The following is a 20,581-nucleotide window of genomic DNA, read 5'->3' as shown; positions in this document are numbered from 1 at the left end:
AAAGCAGGAGAGGTGCCGAAAAGTGAAGACCGGTCTTGGTGCAACGATAGTGAGAGCGGGCAGGCGGCTTCTGTCGTCGCTGCCGGCATTGTTCGGTGTGCTGGTCTTCACCTTTCTCCTGATGCGCGTCCTGCCCGGCGACCCCGCGGTATTCTTCGCCTCGGGGCCCAATGCCGGCAAGGAGGAGATCGAGCAGATCCGCAGGCAGATGGGGCTCAACAAGTCGGTGCCGGAGCAGCTCGTGTTTTATCTCTCCGACATCGGCCACGGCAATCTCGGCCGCTCCATGATGACGGGACAGCCCGTGCTCAAGGACCTGCGCGAGCGGCTGCCGGCCTCGCTGGAGCTCACCTTTACCGCGCTCCTGATCGCGCTGATCGCGGCGGTGCCGCTCGGCGTGGTCGCGGCCTTGCGGCCCGGATCGATCGTCGACCATGGCGTGCGGCTGTTCTGCGCGCTCGGTGTCTGCGTGCCGACCTTCGTCTCGGGACTGCTGCTGATCTACGTCTTCTACTATCTGCTCGGGCTCGCGCCTGATCCGACCGGGCGGATCGACGTCTTCACCTCGCTGCCGCCGCAGCACACCGGTTTTCTCTCCATCGATTTCCTGCTCGCGGGCGATTTCGAGGGCTGGTGGGCGGCCTGCAAGCAGTTGGTTCTGCCGGCGGTGAGCATGGCCCTGTTCGTGATTGCGCCGCTGGCGCGGATCACGCGCGCGTCGATGCTGGTCTCGCTCGGCAGCGATTTCGTGCGCACCGCGCGCTCGATCGGATTGTCCTGGCGCAAGGTGGTCGTGACCTACGCGCTGCGCAATGCGATCCTTCCCGTCATCACCATCGCCGGCATCGTGTTCTCGACCATGCTGGGTGCCAACGTGCTGGTGGAGAAGGTGTTCTCCTGGCCGGGCGTCGCCTCCTACGCGCTCGATGCGCTGCTGTCCTCCGACTATGCGCCGGTGCAGGGCTTCGTGCTGCTGATGGCCAGCCTGTTCGTGCTGGTCAATCTCGTGGTCGATATCTGCTACGGCATCGCCGATCCCAGGGTGTCGATCGAATGACCAGTGCAACCCTTCGCCACTCGGTCTGGATCCTGCGCGGCAATCCGCTCACGGCCGTCGCTGCGGCCGGGGTGACGCTGTTCGTCCTGGTCGCGATCTTCGGACCGTGGATCGTGCCTTACGATCCCGTAGCCTCGAACGTCTCGGAGGCGTTGCAGCCGCCGAGCGCGACGCACATTGCCGGTACGGACCAGCTCGGGCGCGACGTGTTCAGCCGTCTCATCATCGCCGCGCGGCTCGACCTTGCCATCGCGGTCTCCGCGGTCGGAATCTCCTTCGTGATCGGGGCCGTCGTCGGCGCATTCTGCGGCTATGCCGGCGGCCGGCTCGATCGCGCCGTCGGCCGTTTCGTCGATGTGATGATGGCGTTCCCGCTGTTCGTGCTGGCGATGGCGATGGTGGCTGCGCTCGGCAACCGGATCGAGAACATCGTGATCGCGACCGCGATCATCAATCTTCCCTTCTACATCCGCTTTGCACGGGCCGAGGTCAACGTCAGGCGCAATGTCGGCTGGGTCGAGGCCGCACGCGCCTGCGGCGAGAGTCATTTTTCCGTGGTGCTGCGCTTCCTGCTGCCGAACATCCTGCCGGCGATGGCGGTGCAGATCTCGCTCAATCTCGGCTGGGCGATTCTGAACGCGGCGGGCCTGTCCTTCATCGGCCTCGGCGTCAAGCCGCCGACGCCGGAATGGGGCATCATGGTCGCCGAAGGCGCGCGCTTCATCTCGACCGGACGGTGGTGGCTGGTGGCCTTTCCGGGCCTCGCGCTGATGATGGCGGTGCTGTGCTTCAATCTCCTCGGCGACGGGATGCGGGACATTCTCGATCCCCGGATGCGCACATGAGCGAGGACCTGCTCAGGATCGACGACCTCCACGTCGCCTTCTCAACGCGGCGCGGAATGGTCGAGGCTGTGCGCGGCGTGACGCTGACCGTCAAGGCCGGCGAGATGCTCGGCCTCGTCGGCGAGAGCGGCTCGGGCAAGTCGGTCACCGGCTTTGCGACGACGCGGCTGCTCGATGCCGCCGGGCGCGTCACCGGGGGCAAGATCCTGTTTCGCGGGCAGGACGTCACAAAGCTCAGGGGCGATGACCTCCGCCAGCTCCAGGGCGCCGCGATGTCGATGATCTTCCAGAACCCGCGGGCGGCGCTCAATCCGATCCGCGCCATCGGATTGCAGATTGCGGATGCGATCCTCACGCACAAGCGCATCTCGAAGGAGGCCGCGCGCGCCGAGGCGCTGGACCTGCTGCGCGCGGTCCAGATCCGCGATCCCGAGCAGCGGATGAACGCCTATCCGCACGAGCTCTCGGGCGGCATGTGCCAGCGCGTCATGATCGCGATTGCGATCTCCTGCAATCCTGCTCTGCTGATCGCCGACGAGCCGACGACCGGGCTCGACGTGACCACGCAGAAGGTGGTGATGGATCTCCTGGCGGACATTGCCGCCGCGCGAGGCATGGCGACGATCTTGATCACGCATGACCTCGGCCTCGCCGCGCGCTATTGCCGCCGCATCGCCGTGATGGAGCGTGGCCGCATCGTCGAGGAGGCGAGCCCCGGCAAGCTCTTCAGCGCGCGGCAGCACGCCTATACGAGGCGCCTGGTCGCGGCATCGCCGACGGCGACGTCACGGATCGAAGACCTCGTGACTGAGGAGGAGAGAGAGCGTTACAACGCCGTTCTCGACAAGCCACGGCCGGTGCTGCCACATGGCACACCGCCGCTGCTGGAAGTGCGGAAGCTCGCGAAGCGCTTCGACCAGGGCTCCGCCGCGGTTGCCGACTTCTCGATGACCATGGCCGGCGGCGAGAGCGTCGGTCTGGTCGGCGAGTCCGGCTCCGGCAAAAGCACGACGTCGCGGATGATCTGTCGCCTGATCGACCCGAGCGAAGGCGACATCGTGTTCGACGGGCAATCGATCGGCCACGTGGCGTCGCGTGATTTTCACCGCTCGCCGCTCCGCAAAGACATCCAGATGGTCTTTCAGGATCCGAACGAGAGTCTCAACCCGCGCTTCACGGCGTTCGATTGTATTGCCCATCCCTTGATGCGGCTCGACGGAATGCGCACGGGTGAGGCGCTGCGTCAGCGTGTGGAAGAATGCGCGCAACGGGTTGGACTGCCGCTTGATCTGCTGCCGCGGTTTCCGCATCAGCTCTCCGGCGGGCAGAAAGCCCGTGTCGGTATCGCTCGCGCCATCGCCTGCCGGCCGCGGCTCCTGGTGCTGGACGAGCCGACCGCCGCGCTCGACGTTTCCGTGCAGGCCGTGGTGTTGCAGCTGCTCGACCGCCTCAGGCGCGAGAACGACATCGCGCTGCTGTTCGTCAGCCACGATCTCAACGTGGTGCGCATGCTCTGCGACCGCACCATCGTGCTGCGCAATGGCGGCATCGTCGAGCAGGGCGAAAGCCGGGCGCTGTTCGACAATCCGAAGACCGACTACACGCGCAAACTGGTCGAGGCGATCCCGCACATCGAGACCGGACCGACGCTGGCGGCCGCTCTTTGAAGCCTGGACCGGCCAAAAAGAGCGATGTGATCCGACTGGCGAGGCCCATTAGTGGCATACCATTTGCTTGCAAATGGGCTCGGTTTCACTTGCCCTTTGCCAATGAATAGCTGGCATCACGGCGTTTCTGGGAGGACTTCATGGATCGCAGGACGGTATTGAAGGGACTGGCGGGCGCGGGCGGTCTGGCATTGACGGGAGGCCTGTCGGCCCCGGCGATCGCCCAGGGCGCGGCTGCACGCACCCTGCGTTTCGTGCCGCAGGCCAATCTCGCCAATTTCGACCCGATCTGGGGCACGCAATATGTCGTGCGCAATGCCGCTGCGATGGTCTGGGACACGCTCTACGGCATCGATTCCTCGTTCCAGCCGCAGCGGCAGATGGTCGAGTCCGAGGAAGTGACCGACGACGGCACGACCTGGACGTTCAAGCTGCGGCCCGGCCTCAAGTTCCACGATGGCGAGCCGGTGCTCAGCAAGGACGTCGTGGCAAGCCTGACGCGCTGGTCGGCGCGCGATCCGATGGGCCTGATGATCAAGGCGCTCCAGCAGGAGCTCACGGCCGTCGACGACCGCACCTTCAAATGGGTGCTGAAGCAGCCCTTCCCGAAATTGCTTTACGCGTTGGGCAAGAACAATTCGCCTTGCGGCTTCATCATGCCGGAGCGCATCGCGCAGACCGATCCGTTCAAGCAGATTTCTGAATATATCGGCTCCGGTCCGCTGAAGTTCGCCAAGAGCGAGTGGGTCCCCGGTGCGAAGGCCGTTTTCGAGAAATTCGCCGACTATTCACCGCGGCAGGAGAAGTCGTCATGGCTGGCCGGTGGCAAGCAGGTGATGGTCGACCGCGTCGAGTGGGTGATCATGCCGGATCCGGCAACCGCGGCGGCCGCGTTGCAGAACGGCGAGATCGACTGGTGGGAGAACCCGATCGCGGATCTCGTTCCAGTTCTGAAGAAGAACAAGAATATCAGCGTCGATATCGGCGATCCCCTCGGCAATATCGGCTCGTTCCGCATGAACTTCCTCTATCCGCCGTTCAACGACGTCAAGGCGCGGCGCGCGGTGCTGATGGCGCTCAGCCAGGAAGACTACATGCGCGCGATCGTCGGCGACGACAATTCGTTGTGGAAGCCGCTGCCCGGCTACTTCACGCCGGATACGCCGCTCTACACCGAAGTGGGCGGCGATATCCTGAAGGGCAAGCGCGATCTGGACGCGGCCAAGAAGCTGCTCGCCGAGAGCGGCTATTCCGGTCAGCCGGTTACGTGCCTGGTGGCCCAGGACCAGCCGATTACCAAGGCACAGGGCGACGTCACGGCGGATCTGCTGAAGAAGCTCGGCATGAATGTCGACTTCGTTGCAACCGATTGGGGTACGGTCGGCTCCCGCCGCGCGCAGAAGACGCCTCCGGGACAGGGCGGCTGGAACATGTTCCACACCTGGCACGCAGGCGCGGATTGCGTCAATCCGGCTCCCTACACCGCCATTCGTGCTAACGGCGACAAGGCCTGGTTCGGCTGGCCCACCAGCGCGGCCACCGAAAAGGAGGTCGCCTCGTGGTTCGAGGCCAAGAACCTCGACGAGGAGAAGGCCGCCATCGGCCGCCTCAACAAGGCGGCGATCGATGACGTCGTCTACGCGCCGACCGGTTTCTTCCTGAGCTACACCGCGTGGCGCAAGAACGTCTCCGGCGTTGCCAAGGGACCGCTGCCGTTCTTCTGGGGCGTGTCGAAGTCCGCATGATCGTGCGCTGAGGCCAGATGCTCTCCTACATCCTCCGTCGCATCGTCGCGACCTTGCCAGTCATGGCGATCGTCGCGCTGTTCGTGTTCAGCCTGCTCTACATCGCGCCGGGCGATCCGGCCGTGGTGATCGCGGGCGACCAGGCGAGTCCGGAGGATGTGGAGCGCATCCGGCAGAGCCTCGGCCTCAACCGGCCGTTCCTGGTCCAGTTCGGAAGCTGGGTCTGGCGCATCCTGCACGGCGATCTCGGTACCTCTATCTTCACCAATCTGCCGGTCTCGGCGATGATCGGGCAGCGTCTCGGTCCGACGCTGTCGCTGATGATCGTCACGCTGCTGCTCACGATCGTGGTGGCGGTGCCGCTCGGCGTGGTGGCGGCGTGGAAGGCCGGCAGCCTGATCGACCGCGTCATCATGGGCTTTGCCGTGTTCGGATTCTCGCTGCCCGTGTTCGTGGTCGGTTACATGCTCGCCTACGTCTTCGCGCTGGAGCTCGAATGGCTGCCGGTGCAGGGCTATACGCCGCTCGCGCAGGGCTTCTGGCCGTGGCTCGAGAACCTGATCCTGCCGGCGATCGCGCTCGGCTGCGTCTATATCGCGCTGGTCGCACGCATCACGCGGGCAGCCATGCTCGAAGTGCTGCAGCAGGACTATGTCCGCACCGCCAAGGCCAAGGGACTCGGGCAGGGCGGCATCCTGTTCATTCACGCGCTGAAGAACGCGGCGGTACCGATCGTGACCGTGATCGGGATCGGCATCGCGCTCCTGATCGGCGGCGCGGTCGTGACCGAGAGCGTGTTCGCGATCCCCGGCCTCGGTCGTCTCACGATCGATGCGATCCTGCGCCGCGACTATCCGGTGATCCAGGGCATCGTGCTGCTGTTCAGCTTCGTCTACGTCCTCGTCAATCTGATGATCGACGTCGTCTACACGCTCGTTGACCCGAGGATCCGCTATTGACCGATACCACCGTCAATCCGCAATCGCTTCCGGCCGGCCTCGTCGTCGCGCCGCAGCTGCCCGAGATCCTGCGGCCGGTCGTAATCCGGCGCGGCCTCGTCGGCCTCCTGCGCGGCCATCCGACGGTCGCGATCGGCGGCGCGCTGCTGCTGACGCTCGTGCTGATCGCGGTCTTCGCGCCTTATCTCGGCACGGTCGACCCGACCGCGCTCGCGCCCGCCAAGCGCACCCGGGCGCCGTCGGCCGATTTCTGGTTCGGCACCGACGTGCTCGGCCGCGACATCTATTCCCGCGTGCTGTTTGGCGCGCGCGTTTCGCTCACGGTCGGGCTGTCGGTCGCGATCTTCGCATCTGCGGCGGGTCTCGCCATCGGCATGATCGCCGGATTCATCCGCTGGGCCGACGGCATCCTGATGCGGTTCATGGATGGCTTGATGTCGATCCCGCCGATCCTGCTCGCGATCGCGCTGATGGCGCTGACGCGCGGCAGCGTCGGCAACGTCATCCTGGCGATCACCGTTGCCGAAATCCCGCGCGTCTCGCGCCTCGTGCGCAGTGTGGTGCTGTCGCTTCGCGAGCAACCCTATGTGGATGCGGCCGTGGCCTGCGGCACGCGCTCTCCAATGATTATCCTCCGCCATATCCTGCCCAATACGGTCGCGCCGATGCTGGTGCAGGCGACCTATATCTGCGCCAGCGCCATGATCACCGAGGCGATCCTGTCCTTCATCGGCGCCGGAACGCCGCCGACCATCCCGTCCTGGGGCAACATCATGGCCGAGGGCCGCGCACTGTGGCAGGTGAAGCCCTATATCGTGTTCTTCCCGGCGGCGTTCCTGTCGGTCACCGTTCTCGCGGTGAATTTGCTCGGCGACGGCCTTCGCGATGCGCTCGACCCGCGCATGGCCAAGAGTCTGTGATGTTGCCTGTGATGGATCGAGGCTGATCGCGATGGCTTTGCTCGAAGTCGAGAACCTCCAGACCCATTTCCGCACCCCCAGCGGCGTCAATCGCGCGGTCGACGGGGTTTCCTTCCATGTCAACGAGGGCGAGACGCTCGCCATCGTCGGCGAGTCCGGCTGCGGCAAGTCGGTGACCTCGATGTCGCTGATGCGACTGATCCCGGAGCCCCCGGGCAGGATCGCAGGCAGCATCCGCTTTGCGGGCAGGGACCTGCTGCAGCTGTCCGACCGCGAGATGCGCGCGATCCGCGGCAACGACATCTCGATGATCTTCCAGGAGCCGATGACGAGCCTGAACCCGGTGCTCACCGTCGGCCGCCAGATCCGCGAGACCCTGATGATCCATCAGGGCCTCGACAAGCAGAAGGCAGAAGCGCACGCGATCGAGATGCTGACGCTGGTCGGCATTCCCGAGCCGAAACGCCGGGTGCGCGAATATCCGCATCAGCTTTCCGGCGGCATGCGTCAGCGCGTCATGATCGCGATCGCGCTCGCCTGCAATCCGAAGCTTCTCATTGCGGACGAGCCGACAACCGCGCTCGACGTCACGATCCAGGCGCAGATCCTGAAGCTGATGCTCGATCTGAAGCACCGCGTGGGTGCTGCGATCATCCTCATCACCCACGATCTCGGCGTCGTCGCCGAGATCGCCGAGCGTGTCATGGTGATGTATGCCGGCCGCAAGGTCGAGGAGGCGCCGGTGGCCGAGCTGTTCCGTTCGCCGCGTCATCCCTATACACAGGGTTTGCTTGGCGCGGTGCCGCGGCTCGGCTCCTCGCTGACGGGAACGGCAAGACGGCTCGCCGAGATTCCCGGGCAGGTGCCGGATCTCCGCAAGCCGATCACCGGCTGCGTCTTCGCCGGCCGCTGCGCGCTCGCGACCGATCTCTGCCGGCAATATGCGCCGGGGCTGGAGGAGAAGGGCCCCCGCCACGTCGCCGCCTGTCATTACGCCGCCAAGGGAGCCATCGCGGCATGAGTCCTCCGCTGCTCCAGGTCAACGACCTCAAGAAGCACTTTCCGGTCAAGACCGGCCTGTTCAACCGCAAGTCGGAATTCGTCTATGCGGTCGACGGCGTGTCGTTCGAGATCGCGCGAGGCGAGACCCTGTCGCTGGTCGGGGAGTCCGGCTGCGGCAAATCGACGGTCGGCCGCGCCATCCTGCGGCTGTTCGAGATCACCTCGGGCCAGGTCATCCTCGACGGCCAGAGGATCGACGACGCCGCGCCGAGCACGATGCGCCAGATGCGCCGGCGCGTGCAGGTTGTGTTCCAGGATCCGTTCTCGAGCCTCAATCCGCGCATGCGCGTGCGCGACATTCTCGCCGAGCCGATCCGCAATTTCGGCCTCGCCAAGTCTGCGGAAGATCTCGAGGTTCGCGTCACGTCGCTGATGGACACCGTACGTCTGCCGCGCGAGGCGCTGAACCGCAGGCCGCACGAATTCTCCGGCGGCCAGCGTCAGCGCATCGGCATTGCCCGCGCGCTCGCGGCCGAACCCGAGCTGATCGTGTGCGACGAGGCGGTTTCCGCGCTCGACGTTTCGGTCAAGGCGCAGATCGTCAATCTGCTGCAGGATCTCCAGAGCGAGTTCGGCCTCGCGCTGCTGTTCATCAGCCATGATCTCGCGATCGTCGAGCACATGACCCATCGCGTTGCGGTCATGTATCTCGGCAAGATCGTGGAAGTGGCGCCGCGCCGGGAGATCTTTGCCGCGCCAAGGCATCCCTACACCAAGGCGCTGCTCTCGGCGGTGCCGCTGCCGGAGCCGGGGGCGCAGCGCAATCCCATCATCCTCAAGGGCGACGTGCCGAGCCCGATCAATCCGCCCAGCGGCTGCCGCTTCCACACCCGCTGCCCCTTTGTCTTCGACCGCTGCCGGACAGAGGAGCCGATGCTGCGCGCGGCGGGAGCCGAGCAATGGGTGGCGTGTCATCTCGAAGAGGCCGCGCCGGCCATGAGCAGTTGAGGGATCTGAAGCCAGTTCGCGTCGAGTTAGTCGCGCCAACGCTTGGGATCGCCTGTGGCCATCCTTCGAGACGCCCGCCGTTGGCGGGCCCTCAGGATGAGGACCGAGTGCGTTGCTCTAGTTTCAACGAGCACCGATGCCGCTTAGCCTCATCCTGAGGGCCCGCCAACGGCGGGCGTCTCGAAGGACGAGGCGCGCGCTCAGCTCGCGCAAAGCACCATATGCGATTGCTCTGACGGAGGACGGGACTGACATCGGGTGATGATGGCATTATGCTCCTGTTTTGCCCGACGAGTCAAAATCACCGCCGATCCGGGGCGGTATCGGCCTCGGATGCGAGGCCGCGCGATGCATCGGAAATTCGTAAGCGAAAACAAGCCCCGCTCTACTGTGCATGGGGTTGTTTTCGCACTTTGTCGTCGCGGGCCTCAACCCTGCCGGCGCAGGAAGCCGGTGATCGTCACCTTGTCCCAGATCCCGGCCGCGGCAAACGGATCGGCGCGATTGAAGGCCTCGACCTCGGCCCGGCCCGGCGCCTCGATCAGGAACAGGCTGCCGATCATGGCCTGGCCGTCATCGGAGACCAGCGGTCCCGGCATCACGATCTTGACGCCGAAGCGCGAGGTATCGCTCAGGAAGGCCTTGTGCGCGTCGTAATTGGCAAGCCGCGTGGGCAGCGCACCGGTGCGGTCGAGGGCGTGAATGGCGAACAGCATGATGGTCTCCGTTTCTTGCTTCAGTTCTTGGGACGGCCGCGGGGGCGGCCGTCCGGACTCGACGTGATCGGGTGGTCTACTTCGCGCCGAGCTTGCCGGCGTCCTCGAAGGTCGGACAGGTCCGCTGCTCCAGCGGGACGTCGAACGGCTGGTAATTGGCCTTGGTGATGACGGTCGGCTTCAGCACGATCTCGCTGATGACAGGCTGATTGCGCAAGGAGCGGATCGCCATCATGGTGCCGAGGCAACCTTGCGCAAAGCCGTTGTAGTCGCCGCTCGCCAGCAGCTTGCCGGATTTGATCGCGTCGATCGCCTCCTTGGTGCCGTTGATGCCGATCACCTGGGCCTTGCGATTGGCCCCGTCGAGCGCCTCGATCGCGCCGACCGCCATGGCGTCGTTGGCGGCGAGCACGCCGTCGATCTGCGAGTTCGACTGCATCAGGTTTTCCATCACCTGGAGCGCCTGGAGCCGCTGATAGTTGCCGGGCTGGGAGGCCAGCAGCTTGGCGCCCGGATTCTCCTTCAGCGCGTCGTTGAAGCCGCGGACGCGGTCGACATTGGTCAGCGAGCCCTTGACGCCCTCGATGATGACGATGTTGCCCTTGCCGCCCAGCGTCTTCAGCAGGAAGCGCGCGGTCTCCAGCCCGAGGCTGTAGTCGTCGGCGCCGACGAAGGACAGGAACTTGCCGCCGGCTGAGCGGTCGGTGATGTTGACGACCGGGATCTTGGCTTCGTTGATCTTCTCGACGCCCGGGACCATCGCCTTGTAGTCGACCGGCGTGAACACGATCGCGCTCGGCTTCTTCACCACGACGTCCTCGATCTGGCTGAGCTGCTCGGGGATCGAGTCCGGCTTGGTCGGGATGTACTGAAGCGTCTTCGCGTTCAGCGTCTTCGCCATGTTGTCGGCGCCGACCCGCACCGTCTGGAAGAACGGATTGGTCTGGTTCTTGGTGAAGACGGCGATGGTCTCGCCGTCGGCGCGTGCCCCGGTGGTGAACGCGGCCGCCATCAGCAGCGGCAGCGTCAGATAGCCAAGTTTCTGTTTCATGTTGCCTCCATCCCTTGTTTTGCTTGTTGGAATTTCAAGAACTCATTGCGCGCGGCGGCGGGTCTTCATGTCGAGCCAGACCGCGAGAATGACGATGACGCCGGTGACGAGCGGCTGCCAGTTGGCGCTGACCGAGAGCAGGTTCATGCCGTTCAGCACCAGGGTGAGGATCAGCGCGCCGATGAAGGTGCCGAACACGGTGCCGACGCCGCCGAACAGCGAGGTGCCGCCGATCAGCACGGCCGCGATCGCGGGCAGCGTCAGGCTCTCGCCGATGTCGGCCTCGGCCGAATTGAGCCGCGACAGGAAGATGATCGAGGCGAGCCCGGCCATGGTGCCCGAGACCGCGTAGACCAGCAGCAAGCGCCGCGCGACCGGGATGCCTGAGAGCCGCGCCGCGACGGGATTGGCGCCGATCGCATAGATCTCCTGGCCCCAGATCGTGCGTTGCGCGAAGAACGTCCCGATCCCGAGAAAGACCAGCAGCAGATAGACCGGGATGGGCAGGCCGAACAGATAGCCGCTGCCGATCTGGCGGAAGCCGGCCGGGAAGCCGTGCAGGGTCTCGCCCGCCATGTACCAGTAGGTGAGGCCGTTCAGCACCCACAGCATGCCGTAGGTGGCGATGAAGGAGGGGATGCGGAGCGCGGTGACCATGATGCCGTTGAGCAGGCCGACGATGCCGCCGCAAGCAAGGCCGGTGAGGATGCCGAGCGCCGGCGAGCCGGTCGTGTGGATCACGGTCCCGGCGATACAGGCGGACAGGGCGACATTGGCGCCGACGGACAGATCGAGGCCGGCGGTCAGCACCACCAGCGTCAGGCCGGAGGCGATGAAGAAGGTCAGGCTCGCCTGCCTGAGCACGTTGAGGATGTTGCCGAGGCTCAGGAAGGAATCGCTGAGCACGGCGAGCACCGCGCAGATCAGGAGCGCCGCCAGCAGGCGGTAGAACACCTGGATCGCGTCCTGCGAGAGGAACGAGCGGGGCGGCGCGATCGCGTCCTTGGTGATGTCGGTCATGCGCGGCTCCTGAGGCCGTCGAGGAACAGGGCAACGATGACGAGCACGCCGACGCTTGCGACCTGCACGGAGGACGGCAGCGAGATCAGGTTCAGCCCGTTGCGCAACACGCCGACCGAGAGGACCCCGAGCAGCGTGCCGAGCAGCCAGCCATTGCCGCGCTCGAACGAGGTGCCGCCGACGGCGACGGCCGCGATGGCATCGAATTCGAGGCCGAGGCCGGCGGTGGGGTGACCGGAGTTCATCCGCGCGGTCATCAGGAGACCGGCGATGCCCGCCATGGCGCCGCCGATCGCGTACACCGCGATCAGGAGCCGGTTCGGCGAGAGGCCGGCATAGCGCAGCGCCTCGCGGTTGCCGCCGAGGGCGAAGATGTAAGTGCCGAACCTGGTATGATAGAGCAGCACGTGGAAGACCGCGTAGGTCACGAGCGCCATCACGATCGGAACGGGGACTCCGAGAAGAGTCGCCGAGTAGATGTCGCGCACGCTGTGGGGAATGCCGACGACGCTCTGGCCGTCGCTGACGATCAGCGACAGCCCCTGCGCCATGCCGAGCGTGCCCAGCGTCGCGACGAAGGGCGGAATGCCCACGATCGCGACCAGCCAGCCATTGGCGAGGCCGAAGGCCGTGCCGACCAGCAGCCCGGCGCCCAAGCCGAGCAGCATCGACTTGGTCGCGAGCGACACGATGGCGACGCAGAGCGAGGTCAGCGTCAGCACCGCGCCCATCGACAGATCCAGCCCCTCCGTCATGATGATCAGCGTCATCGGCAGCGCGAGCATGGTCAGGATGGTCGACTGCACCAGCACGTTGGAGAGATTGGCGACCGACAGGAAGCCGGGTGCGATCACGCTGAACAGCGCGATCAGCAGCACCAGCACCATGGCAACGCCGGGGATGCGCTGCAGCGGATTGGGCTCTGAGACGATCGCGGCTTCACGCATGATGCATCCCCAATCGCACGATGTTCTCCTCCGTCAGTTCGCTGCGCGTCAGGTGCCCGGCAACGCGCCCCTCGCGCATCACATAGGCGCGGTCGCAGACATGGCAGATCTCGACCTGCTCGGACGAGATCATCAAGGCCGCCGCGCCTTCCGCGACGAGGCGGTCGATCAACGCAAAGATCTCGGACTTGGCGCCGATGTCGATGCCTCGCGTCGGCTCGTCGAAGATGAACAGCTTTGAGCCGGCAGCGAGCCACTTGCCGATCACGACCTTCTGCTGATTGCCGCCCGAGAGCAGGCCGACGGTCTGGCGCGCGCTCGGGGTTGCGATGCGGAGTTGGCGGATCAGCCCATCGGCGGTGCGCTGTGCTCTGCGCTGGTCGAACAGCCCGCTCGGGAACAGTCTGCGCAGCGCCGACACCACCAGATTGTCGCTCACCGAGCGCAGCAGCGCCAGGCCCTCGCTCTTGCGGCTCTCCGGGATCAACGCGATGCCGCGGCGGGCGGCGAGGTCCGGCTCGCCGGAAATGGTCTTGCCGTCGAAGATGATCTCACCTGACGTCACGGGATCGGCGCCGAAGATGGCGCGCGCGACCTCGCTGCGGCCGGAGCCGACGAGCCCGCACAGGCCGACGATCTCGCCCCGGCGCACCTCGATATTGATGTCCGAGATGCCGGTTGGCGCGGTCAGACCCTTGACCTCGAGCAGGAGGTCGCCGGGCTTGTCGGCAAAATGCCGCGGATAGGTCATGTCGACGTTGCGGCCGACCATCATGCGCACCAGCTGGTCCGGCGTGACGTCAGCGGGACGGACGCCGTCGATGCGGCGGCCGTCGCGCAGCACGGTGATGCGATCGCCGAGCGCGAACACCTCGGCCATGCGGTGCGAGATATAGACGATGGAGACGCCGTCCGCCTTCAGCCGAGCAATCAGCGCAAACAAGAGCTCGGTCTCGCGGTCGGAGAGCGCCGCGGTCGGCTCGTCCATGACCAGGATACGGGCGTTCTGGCTGATCGCTTTCGCGATCTCGACCATCTGCTGCTGCGCCACGCCGAGCTTGTCGACGGTGGTGGAGGGATCGATGTCGAAGCCGATCGAGTCGAGCACGCGCCTCGCATCAGCCAGGATCTTGCGGCGGTCGATGGTACCGGGGATGCGGCCCTTCGGCTCGCGTCCCAGGAAGATGTTCTGGGCGATGTCGAGATGGGGGACCAGCGAGAATTCCTGGAAGATCACGGCAATGCCGAGCTTCTGCGCGTCCGCGGTGGAGTTGATCGCGACCGTCTCGCCCTTGTAATAGAACTCGCCGGCGTCGGCGCGGTAGGCGCCGCAGAGCACCTTCATCAGGCTCGATTTGCCGGCGCCGTTCTCGCCCAGCAGCATGTGGACTTCGCCGGGGTAGACGGCAAAGGACACGTCATCCAGCGCCTTGACGCCAGGAAACTCCTTGCTGATGCCGCGCAGCTCCAGCAGCGGCGTGGGTGAGGTGACCTCGATCGGGAGCGCGTCGCTCATGACTTTGCACTCATGCCTTGGCTCCGCCTGAAAAGATCTTTCCAGGGTTCATCAGTCCATTCGGATCGAGCGCGGTCTTGATCGACCGCATCACGTCGACGGCCTCGCCGAGTTCGTCGGCGAGATAATCGATCTTGCCGAGCCCGATGCCGTGCTCGCCGGTGCAGGTGCCGTCCATGGCGATGGCGCGGGCGACCATGCGGGCCTGCAGCGCCTTGGCGCCTTCGGTCTCTTCTGGTTTTGTCGGGTCGATCAGGATCAGCATGTGGAAGTTGCCGTCGCCGACATGGCCGACGATGGGAGCGGTGAAGCCCTGCTCGTCCGCGTCGCGCCGCGTCTCGGTGAGGCATGCCGCCAGATTCGAGATCGGCACGCAGACATCGGTGATCACCGCGCGTGCGCCGGGGCGCAGGCCGAGGCCGGCATAGAGCGTGTTGTCGCGTGCGTGCCAAAGCCGGCTGCGATCTTCCGGCGCCTTCGCCCAGGCAAAGCCATGGCCGGCATGATCGGCGGCGATGGCCTGCGCCGCTTCGGCCTGCTCGGCGACGGAGGTCTCCGAGCCGTGGAATTCGAAGAACAGGGTGGGCGCCTCGCGATAGCCGAGCTTGGCGTAGGCATTGATGCCCCGCATCATGACGTCGTCGAGCAGCTCGATGCGCGCCACGGGGATCGCGGACTGGATCACCGAGATCGCGGTATCGACGGCATCGTGCAGGGTGTCGAAGCTGCACACCGCGGCCGAGATGGCCTGCGGCACCGGATGCACTTTCAGCGTGATCTCGGTGATGACGCCGAGCGTGCCTTCGGCGCCGACGAACATGCGCGTCAGGTCGTAGCCGGCGGCCGACTTGCGCGCACGCCGGGCGGTGCGGATCACGCGGCCATCGGCCAGCACGACCTCGAGCGCCATGACGTTGTCCTTCATGGTGCCGTAGCGCACGGCCATGGTGCCGGAGGCGCGCGTCGAGGTCATGCCGCCGATCGAGGCGTCGGCGCCGGGGTCGATCGGGAAGAACAGGCCGGTATTGCGCAGCTCGGCATTGAGCTGCTTGCGCGTGATGCCGGGCTGTACGACGACATCCATGTCGCTGTCGTGCACTGCGAGAACCTTGTTCATGCGCGCGAAGTCGAAGCAGACGCCACCGGCGACCGCGGCCGCGTTGCCTTCGAGCGAGGTGCCGGCGCCGAACGGAACCATCGGCATGCCCGCGCCGGCGCAGAGCTTGACGATGTCCGCGACCTCCTGCGTGGTCTCAGGGAAGACGACGATATCGTGCGGCAGGCTCTGATAGTGCGATTCGCTCTGCCCGTGCTGATCGAGCACGCCGCGCGCAACGCTCGCACGCTGGCCGATCATGCCGGTGAGGCGCTCGGCCAATATATCCGTGCTGACCCGCGGTCCCATCCTTAAGCTCCCGTCTGCTCCCTGCTGCCGGACTCTTGTTGGTCCGTAGCCCAGCTTAAGCGGCTCTCGCGTTGCTCGCGACCTGCTTCAGCCCGAAATCATAGTTGAGATGAAAATACTCGGTGTCCACCATGCGACCATCCGGCGCACGGCCGGCGGGATGACGGACGAATTCCCGGATCAGGCTGTCCTTGACGCCGAACACCACGTCGCTGTCGAGATACTGGTCGCCGGCAACGAAGACGTGCGTCACCAGCTGCTCGAAACCTGGCGCTGAGATCATGAAGTGCACGTGCGCCGGGCGCCAGGGATGGCGTCCCTGCACCTCGAGCATCTCGCCGACCGGTCCGTCATGCGGAATCGGATAGGCCGCCGGCTTGATCGACCAGAAATGGAAGCGGCCGTTGGCATCTGTATGGAAGCGGGCGCGCATCGCGAGATCGCCGATCTTGTCGAGCTGCTGCACGTCGTAATAGCCGTCATCGTCCGAATGCCAGACGTCGACCACGGCGCCCGCGAGCGGCTTTCCGTCGGCGGTCGAGACGGAGCCGGTGACCAACATTGGATCGCCTTCCATAGGGCCGGAGATATCCGCGCCGCTGTCTTCTTCCGGGGCTGCCTGAACGAAGAACGGGCCGAGCACCGTGGTCTCGGTCGCGCCCTCCGGCACCGGATGGTTGATGGCGTCGACCAGCATGGAGACGCCGAGCGTGTCCGACAGCAGGATGAACTCCTGGCGCTTGTCGTCGCACATGTGCCCGGTGCGGGTCAGGAAGTCGATGCCGTACTCCCACTCCTTCTGAGTGGGCCGCACCTCGCGGACGAAGGCGTGAAGGTGGCGCACCAGCGCTTCGCTGACCTGCTTGATCCGCGGGTCGGTTGCGCCGGCGATCCGCTCCAGCACCGCATCCGTGATCGTGTTTTCGTTGAAGTTACGCATGCAGGCCTCCGTTGATCACAGCTTCGGCTCGCCGAGGCCGGACAGCCGTTCGAGATGCTTGACGGTCGCGATGAAGTCGGTGTCGCCGTCGCCCTGTGCGACCAGCGAGCCATAAGTCTCGCGCACTTGGGCGGCTAGCTGGAGCGGCACGCCGACAGCGTGGCCGGCGCCGAGGATGAGGTCGAGATCCTTAGCCATCTGCCTGCAGGAGAAGGTGGACTCGAAGTCGCGAGTCCGCAGTGGCGCTGTCTTGTACTTCACCATCGGCGAGGCAACGGCGCTGTCGTCGAGCACCTTCAGGATGTCCTGCCAGGCGATGCCGCCCTTGCGCGCCAGCGCCAGGCTCTCGGCCATCATCGCGGCCGACACCGCGATCATCAGGTTGACGGACAGTTTTGCGTAGCGGGCTTCCTCTGCCGGCCCCAGATAGGTCTGGGCGCGGGTGAAGGCGGCGAACAGCGGCTTCGCGCTTTCGAAGGCGTCCTTCGGCCCCGACACGAAGCAGGTCAGCGCGCCGGTGTGGACGATGCTGGCATTGCCGGAGACCGGCGAACGGAGATAGGAAATACCGCGCGCCTGCGCCGCGGCGGCAACTTCGGTCGAGGCCTCGACGCTCACGGTGCTGGTCTCGATCAAGACAGCGTCGGGCGCCATCGCGGCGATGAGGCCGGAGGGGCCGAGCAACGCGCCGCGTAACGCCGCGTCATCGGGCAGGGACGTCACAACGGCCGGCTTGCCGCTCACGGCGGCGGCCGGCGAAGCTGCAACCGATACGCCGAGTGCGCGTGCCTCGTCGAGCCGTGCGGCACTCTGATCGAAAGCGGTCACGGCATACCCGGCCTTGATAACGAGCGCCGACATCGGCAGACCCATCTTGCCGATCCCGATGAAAGCAACATTCCTCGAAGCGTTAGTCATTGTTCTTGTCCAATGGCGCTGCTAGGCAGCGCGTCCCTGTCGTTCGATGTCCTGCACCAGCCGCCGGCCGGATTGCGCCAGCAGCTCCTTCTTCGTCTCCAGTCCATCGGCCAGCAACCGGCCGTTACGTTTCTTCCAGGCGCCGCCGATCATCACGGCCTCGATGTTGGCGAGGTCCATCTGCATCACGACGGTGGCGACGGGATCGTGCACCGGGACAAGATTGAGATCGGAGGCGTTGATGATGACGAGGTCGGCGAGCTTGCCCGGTGTCACCGAACCGATCTGCCTCTCGCGGCCGAGCATGCGCGCGCCTTCCGTCGTGATCCAGCGGAGCGCCTCACGCGCGGGGATCGTGGTCGTTGCCGGAATGGTGCCGCTCGTTTGTCGCGACGCCGCATTGTCGAGCGCCCGCTGCATCGAGAGCGCGAGGCGGGCGGCAGAGAAGAGATCGCCTGCCAGCACGGATTCGAGATCGATCCCGATCGTCGGCCGAACGCCGCGCTTGAGGAGGCGTCCGGTGATCGGGAAGCCGTGGCCCTGGATCATCTCGTTCTCAGGCGTCACCGAGAAGGACACGCCGAGATCGATCATCCGGTCCAGGAGTTCATCGGGCAGATCGTTGCCATGGACGATGTTGACGCCCGCGCCGACGAGGCCGGCCTCGATCAGCTTCTCCCAGCCGCCGGGCGTCTTGGCCGGACCGCCGCCCTGATGCATCGATGCGATCAGGTTCAGCTCCCGCGCCAGGCGGAAATCGTGCATGGCGACGTCGAGCGTCGAATAATGCGGACCCAGGATCGCGAGCCCGAGCGTGACGAGGCCGTCGCGGTCGGCGAGGGGACCTGCGAGCAGCCGCTCGACCTCACGGCGCGGATGCGGGATCTCCGAGAAATGCGGCTCGCCCGGTTTCGGCTCTGGCTTGGGCGAGCCGTGGAAGAAGGCGGCACGGATGCCGCTCTCGATCAGGCCGCGCACGGCGGCATCGGTGTGAGCAGGCGTCGGATTGTTGTGGCACCAGTCGACCAGCGTGGTGACGCCGTGGTGGATCTGGTTCAGCGCGCCGACCAGTGTCGCGATATGGATGTCCTCGGGCCGGAATACGGTCGCAAGCCCGGCATGCATGCGGCGGAAATATTCCAGCAGCGTCCAGTTCGCGGCATAGCCACGCAAGCCCGTCTGCCAGGTGTGCATGTGCGCGTTGATCAGGCCGGGGATGACGATGCGCCCGGCGCCGTCGACGATTTCGGTCTCGGCGGCACCGCTGCCGAGCTCGATCGATGGGCGTACGTCGACGATCCGGCTGCCTTCGACCAGCACATCACCGCTCGAAAGGTCGCCGATCGCGTCATCCATGCTGATGACGGTGGCCGATTTGATCAATGTGCGCCGCATCGCTTTCACGCCGCCGCTTTTGCAGTGCCCGGCGGCTCGCCGGCCCAGGCGCGTGCAATCAGGTCGCGGATGGCGTTTCGCTCGAGCGGCCGCGGATTCCAGTAGGCATTGGTGACGGCGAGGTCGGCCGCCTTGTCGATGCCGCTTTGGGGCATGCCGATATCGCGCAGTGCGACCTTCGCACCCAGCCGCTCCGCAAGCTCGAAAAGCCCCTGCGACGGGTCTGCAGCGCCGATCGCGCGCGAGATGCGCGCCATCGCATCGGGCACGGCCGGTGCATTGTAGGCCAGCGCGTGCGGCAGCACGATCGTGTGCGTTTCGGCGTGCGGCAGGTCAAAAGTGCCGCCGAGCGTGTGGCAGAGCTTGTGATGCAGCGCCATGCCGACGGTGCCAAGGCAGACGCCGCACAGCCACGCGCCGTAGAGCGCCTCGGTGCGGGCCTCGCGATCGTCGCTTTTCGCGGCAATGGCGGGCAGGGCTCGCGCCAGCGCGCGGATGCCTTCTTCCGCCATCAGCGACGTCACGGGATTGGCATCGCGCGCGTAGAGCGCCTCGACCGCATGCGCGATCGCGTTGATGCCGGAGGTTGCGGCGAGGCTCGCCGGCAGCGTCAGCGTCAGCTCGACGTCGTAGATCACCGTCTCCGGCAGCACGGCCGCATCGCGGACCGTGGTCTTCAGGCCGTTCTCGGTCTGCCCGACGATCGGTGTCATCTCGGAGCCGGCATAGGTGGTGGGGATGCAGAGCTGGTTGATGCCGGTGCGCAAGGCCAGCGCCTTGCCGAGGCCGGTGGTCGAGCCGCCGCCGAGCGAGACGACGCAATCCGCCTCGCACGCCTTCAGCGCCGCGAGCGCCCGTTCCGTGACCTCGACCGGCGTGTGCATGGTCGCGCCGGAAAACAGGCCGGCATAGAGCGGGCCGAGCGCGGCGCCCAAGCTCTTGCCTTGCGCCTCCTGCTGCGCCGTCGTCAGCACCAGCGCGCGTCTGCCGCCGAGCCGCTCGACCTCGGCCCTGGCGGAAGCCAGCGTTCCGCTGCCGAACACGACGCGGCAGGGCAGGTTTTCGTAGGTGAACGAGCCGATCATGCGCCGGTCTCTTTGATGGGATAATCGACCTGGAAGCGCCCGATCCGCAAGTCGCCCAGCGCCTCGCGGACGCGCAGATGTTCCGGATGGTTGGCGTAGGCGGCAAGCGCCGCCTGGTCGGTAAATTCGGAGAACAGGACGACGTCGCAGGCGTAGTCGACAGCGCTGACATCCATGCCGACTTCGATATGGGTGAGGCCATCGATCCGGCCCTTGAGGCCCTCGAACAGGGACTTGACCTTGACCCGCGCCGCGGTGCGCTCCTCGGGGGTGTCCCCGCGCAGCCGCCACATCACGATGTGCCTGATCGGGCCCGACATTTCCTGATTTCCTCGCCTGCAATTGTGCTTTGTTGGTGCCATTTTGCCTTGCAGAAAGCGGAAAT

Annotated in this window: 19 protein-coding genes; 8 read left to right on the top strand and 11 right to left on the bottom strand. The window is 65.8% G+C overall.

Annotated elements, in window-relative coordinates; all coding sequences use genetic code 11:
* Nucleotides 1-22: 22 nt before the first annotated feature.
* The 8 genes from H1B27_RS27590 to H1B27_RS27555 all read left to right on the top strand — a co-directional run bounded on the left by H1B27_RS27590 (nt 23) and on the right by H1B27_RS27555 (nt 9,203).
* On the top strand, nt 23-1,057 hold the full coding sequence (locus tag H1B27_RS27590) for an ABC transporter permease (protein WP_197968254.1): 1,035 nt from the start codon (nt 23-25) through the stop codon (nt 1,055-1,057).
* A complete protein-coding gene (locus H1B27_RS27585) occupies nt 1,054-1,902 on the top strand; it encodes an ABC transporter permease (protein ID WP_131870041.1) in 849 nt (282 codons plus the stop codon). Before H1B27_RS27590 ends, H1B27_RS27585 begins: the two co-directional genes overlap by 4 nt.
* Nucleotides 1,899-3,569 carry a nickel ABC transporter ATP-binding protein NikE gene (gene nikE, locus H1B27_RS27580; RefSeq protein WP_197968253.1) on the top strand — a complete coding sequence of 557 codons (1,671 nt, stop codon included), beginning with the start codon at nt 1,899-1,901 and terminating at the stop codon, nt 3,567-3,569. Before H1B27_RS27585 ends, nikE begins: the two co-directional genes overlap by 4 nt.
* Before the next feature lie 140 nt (nt 3,570-3,709).
* Nucleotides 3,710-5,314, top strand: coding sequence for an ABC transporter substrate-binding protein (locus tag H1B27_RS27575; RefSeq protein ID WP_197968252.1), 1,605 nt, complete (start codon nt 3,710-3,712; stop codon nt 5,312-5,314).
* 17 nt (nt 5,315-5,331) lie between these two features.
* The gene (locus tag H1B27_RS27570; protein WP_061883188.1) at nt 5,332-6,273 is read left to right on the top strand and encodes an ABC transporter permease; all 942 of its coding nucleotides are present in this window, start codon (nt 5,332-5,334) and stop codon (nt 6,271-6,273) included.
* Complete coding sequence (locus tag H1B27_RS27565; protein WP_197968251.1) at nt 6,270-7,193, top strand: ABC transporter permease; 924 nt, start codon at nt 6,270-6,272, stop codon at nt 7,191-7,193. Before H1B27_RS27570 ends, H1B27_RS27565 begins: the two co-directional genes overlap by 4 nt.
* Nucleotides 7,194-7,224: 31 nt before the next feature.
* Nucleotides 7,225-8,214, top strand: a complete 990-nt coding sequence (locus H1B27_RS27560) for an ABC transporter ATP-binding protein (RefSeq protein ID WP_197968250.1) — start codon at nt 7,225-7,227, stop codon at nt 8,212-8,214.
* The gene (locus tag H1B27_RS27555; protein ID WP_197968249.1) at nt 8,211-9,203 is read left to right on the top strand and encodes an ABC transporter ATP-binding protein; all 993 of its coding nucleotides are present in this window, start codon (nt 8,211-8,213) and stop codon (nt 9,201-9,203) included. Before H1B27_RS27560 ends, H1B27_RS27555 begins: the two co-directional genes overlap by 4 nt.
* A 428-nt stretch (nt 9,204-9,631) precedes the next feature.
* Here H1B27_RS27555 and H1B27_RS27550 read toward each other — a convergent pair whose 3' ends face one another.
* The 11 genes from H1B27_RS27550 to H1B27_RS27500 form a co-directional block, all read right to left on the bottom strand.
* Entirely contained in the window at nt 9,632-9,919 is a 288-nt protein-coding gene (locus H1B27_RS27550; RefSeq protein WP_197968248.1) for a YciI family protein, read from the bottom strand.
* A 76-nt stretch (nt 9,920-9,995) separates the two neighbouring features.
* Nucleotides 9,996-10,970 (bottom strand): sugar ABC transporter substrate-binding protein, encoded by a 975-nt coding sequence (locus H1B27_RS27545; RefSeq protein WP_061883183.1) that lies wholly within the window; start codon nt 10,968-10,970, stop codon nt 9,996-9,998.
* Nucleotides 10,971-11,012: 42 nt separating this feature from the next.
* Nucleotides 11,013-11,990, bottom strand: a complete 978-nt coding sequence (locus tag H1B27_RS27540) for an ABC transporter permease (protein WP_197968247.1) — start codon at nt 11,988-11,990, stop codon at nt 11,013-11,015.
* Complete coding sequence (locus H1B27_RS27535) at nt 11,987-12,937, bottom strand: ABC transporter permease (protein ID WP_197968246.1); 951 nt, start codon at nt 12,935-12,937, stop codon at nt 11,987-11,989. The genes H1B27_RS27540 and H1B27_RS27535 overlap by 4 nt, the downstream gene beginning before the upstream one ends.
* Complete coding sequence (locus H1B27_RS27530; protein ID WP_197968245.1) at nt 12,930-14,453, bottom strand: sugar ABC transporter ATP-binding protein; 1,524 nt, start codon at nt 14,451-14,453, stop codon at nt 12,930-12,932. Before H1B27_RS27530 ends, H1B27_RS27535 begins: the two co-directional genes overlap by 8 nt.
* A gap of 10 nt (nt 14,454-14,463) precedes the next feature.
* Nucleotides 14,464-15,858 (bottom strand): FAD-linked oxidase C-terminal domain-containing protein, encoded by a 1,395-nt coding sequence (locus H1B27_RS27525; RefSeq protein ID WP_197968244.1) that lies wholly within the window; start codon nt 15,856-15,858, stop codon nt 14,464-14,466.
* A gap of 55 nt (nt 15,859-15,913) precedes the next feature.
* Nucleotides 15,914-16,798 (bottom strand): intradiol ring-cleavage dioxygenase, encoded by an 885-nt coding sequence (locus H1B27_RS27520; protein WP_197968243.1) that lies wholly within the window; start codon nt 16,796-16,798, stop codon nt 15,914-15,916.
* A 15-nt stretch (nt 16,799-16,813) separates the two neighbouring features.
* A complete protein-coding gene (locus tag H1B27_RS27515; RefSeq protein WP_197968242.1) occupies nt 16,814-17,716 on the bottom strand; it encodes an NAD(P)-dependent oxidoreductase in 903 nt (300 codons plus the stop codon).
* A 21-nt stretch (nt 17,717-17,737) separates the two neighbouring features.
* Entirely contained in the window at nt 17,738-19,111 is a 1,374-nt protein-coding gene (locus tag H1B27_RS27510) for an amidohydrolase family protein (protein ID WP_197968241.1), read from the bottom strand.
* 5 nt (nt 19,112-19,116) lie between these two features.
* Nucleotides 19,117-20,196 carry a maleylacetate reductase gene (locus tag H1B27_RS27505; RefSeq protein ID WP_197968240.1) on the bottom strand — a complete coding sequence of 360 codons (1,080 nt, stop codon included), beginning with the start codon at nt 20,194-20,196 and terminating at the stop codon, nt 19,117-19,119.
* Nucleotides 20,193-20,516, bottom strand: coding sequence for a Dabb family protein (locus H1B27_RS27500; RefSeq protein ID WP_197968239.1), 324 nt, complete (start codon nt 20,514-20,516; stop codon nt 20,193-20,195). The genes H1B27_RS27505 and H1B27_RS27500 overlap by 4 nt, the downstream gene beginning before the upstream one ends.
* Nucleotides 20,517-20,581 lie beyond the last annotated feature (65 nt).

Origin of the sequence: Bradyrhizobium diversitatis (genome assembly GCF_016031635.1) — a bacterium.
GTDB lineage: Bacteria > Pseudomonadota > Alphaproteobacteria > Rhizobiales > Xanthobacteraceae > Bradyrhizobium > Bradyrhizobium diversitatis.
The sequence above is the reverse complement of the archived record's forward strand: the minus strand, read 5'-3'. Positions and strand labels throughout refer to the sequence as shown.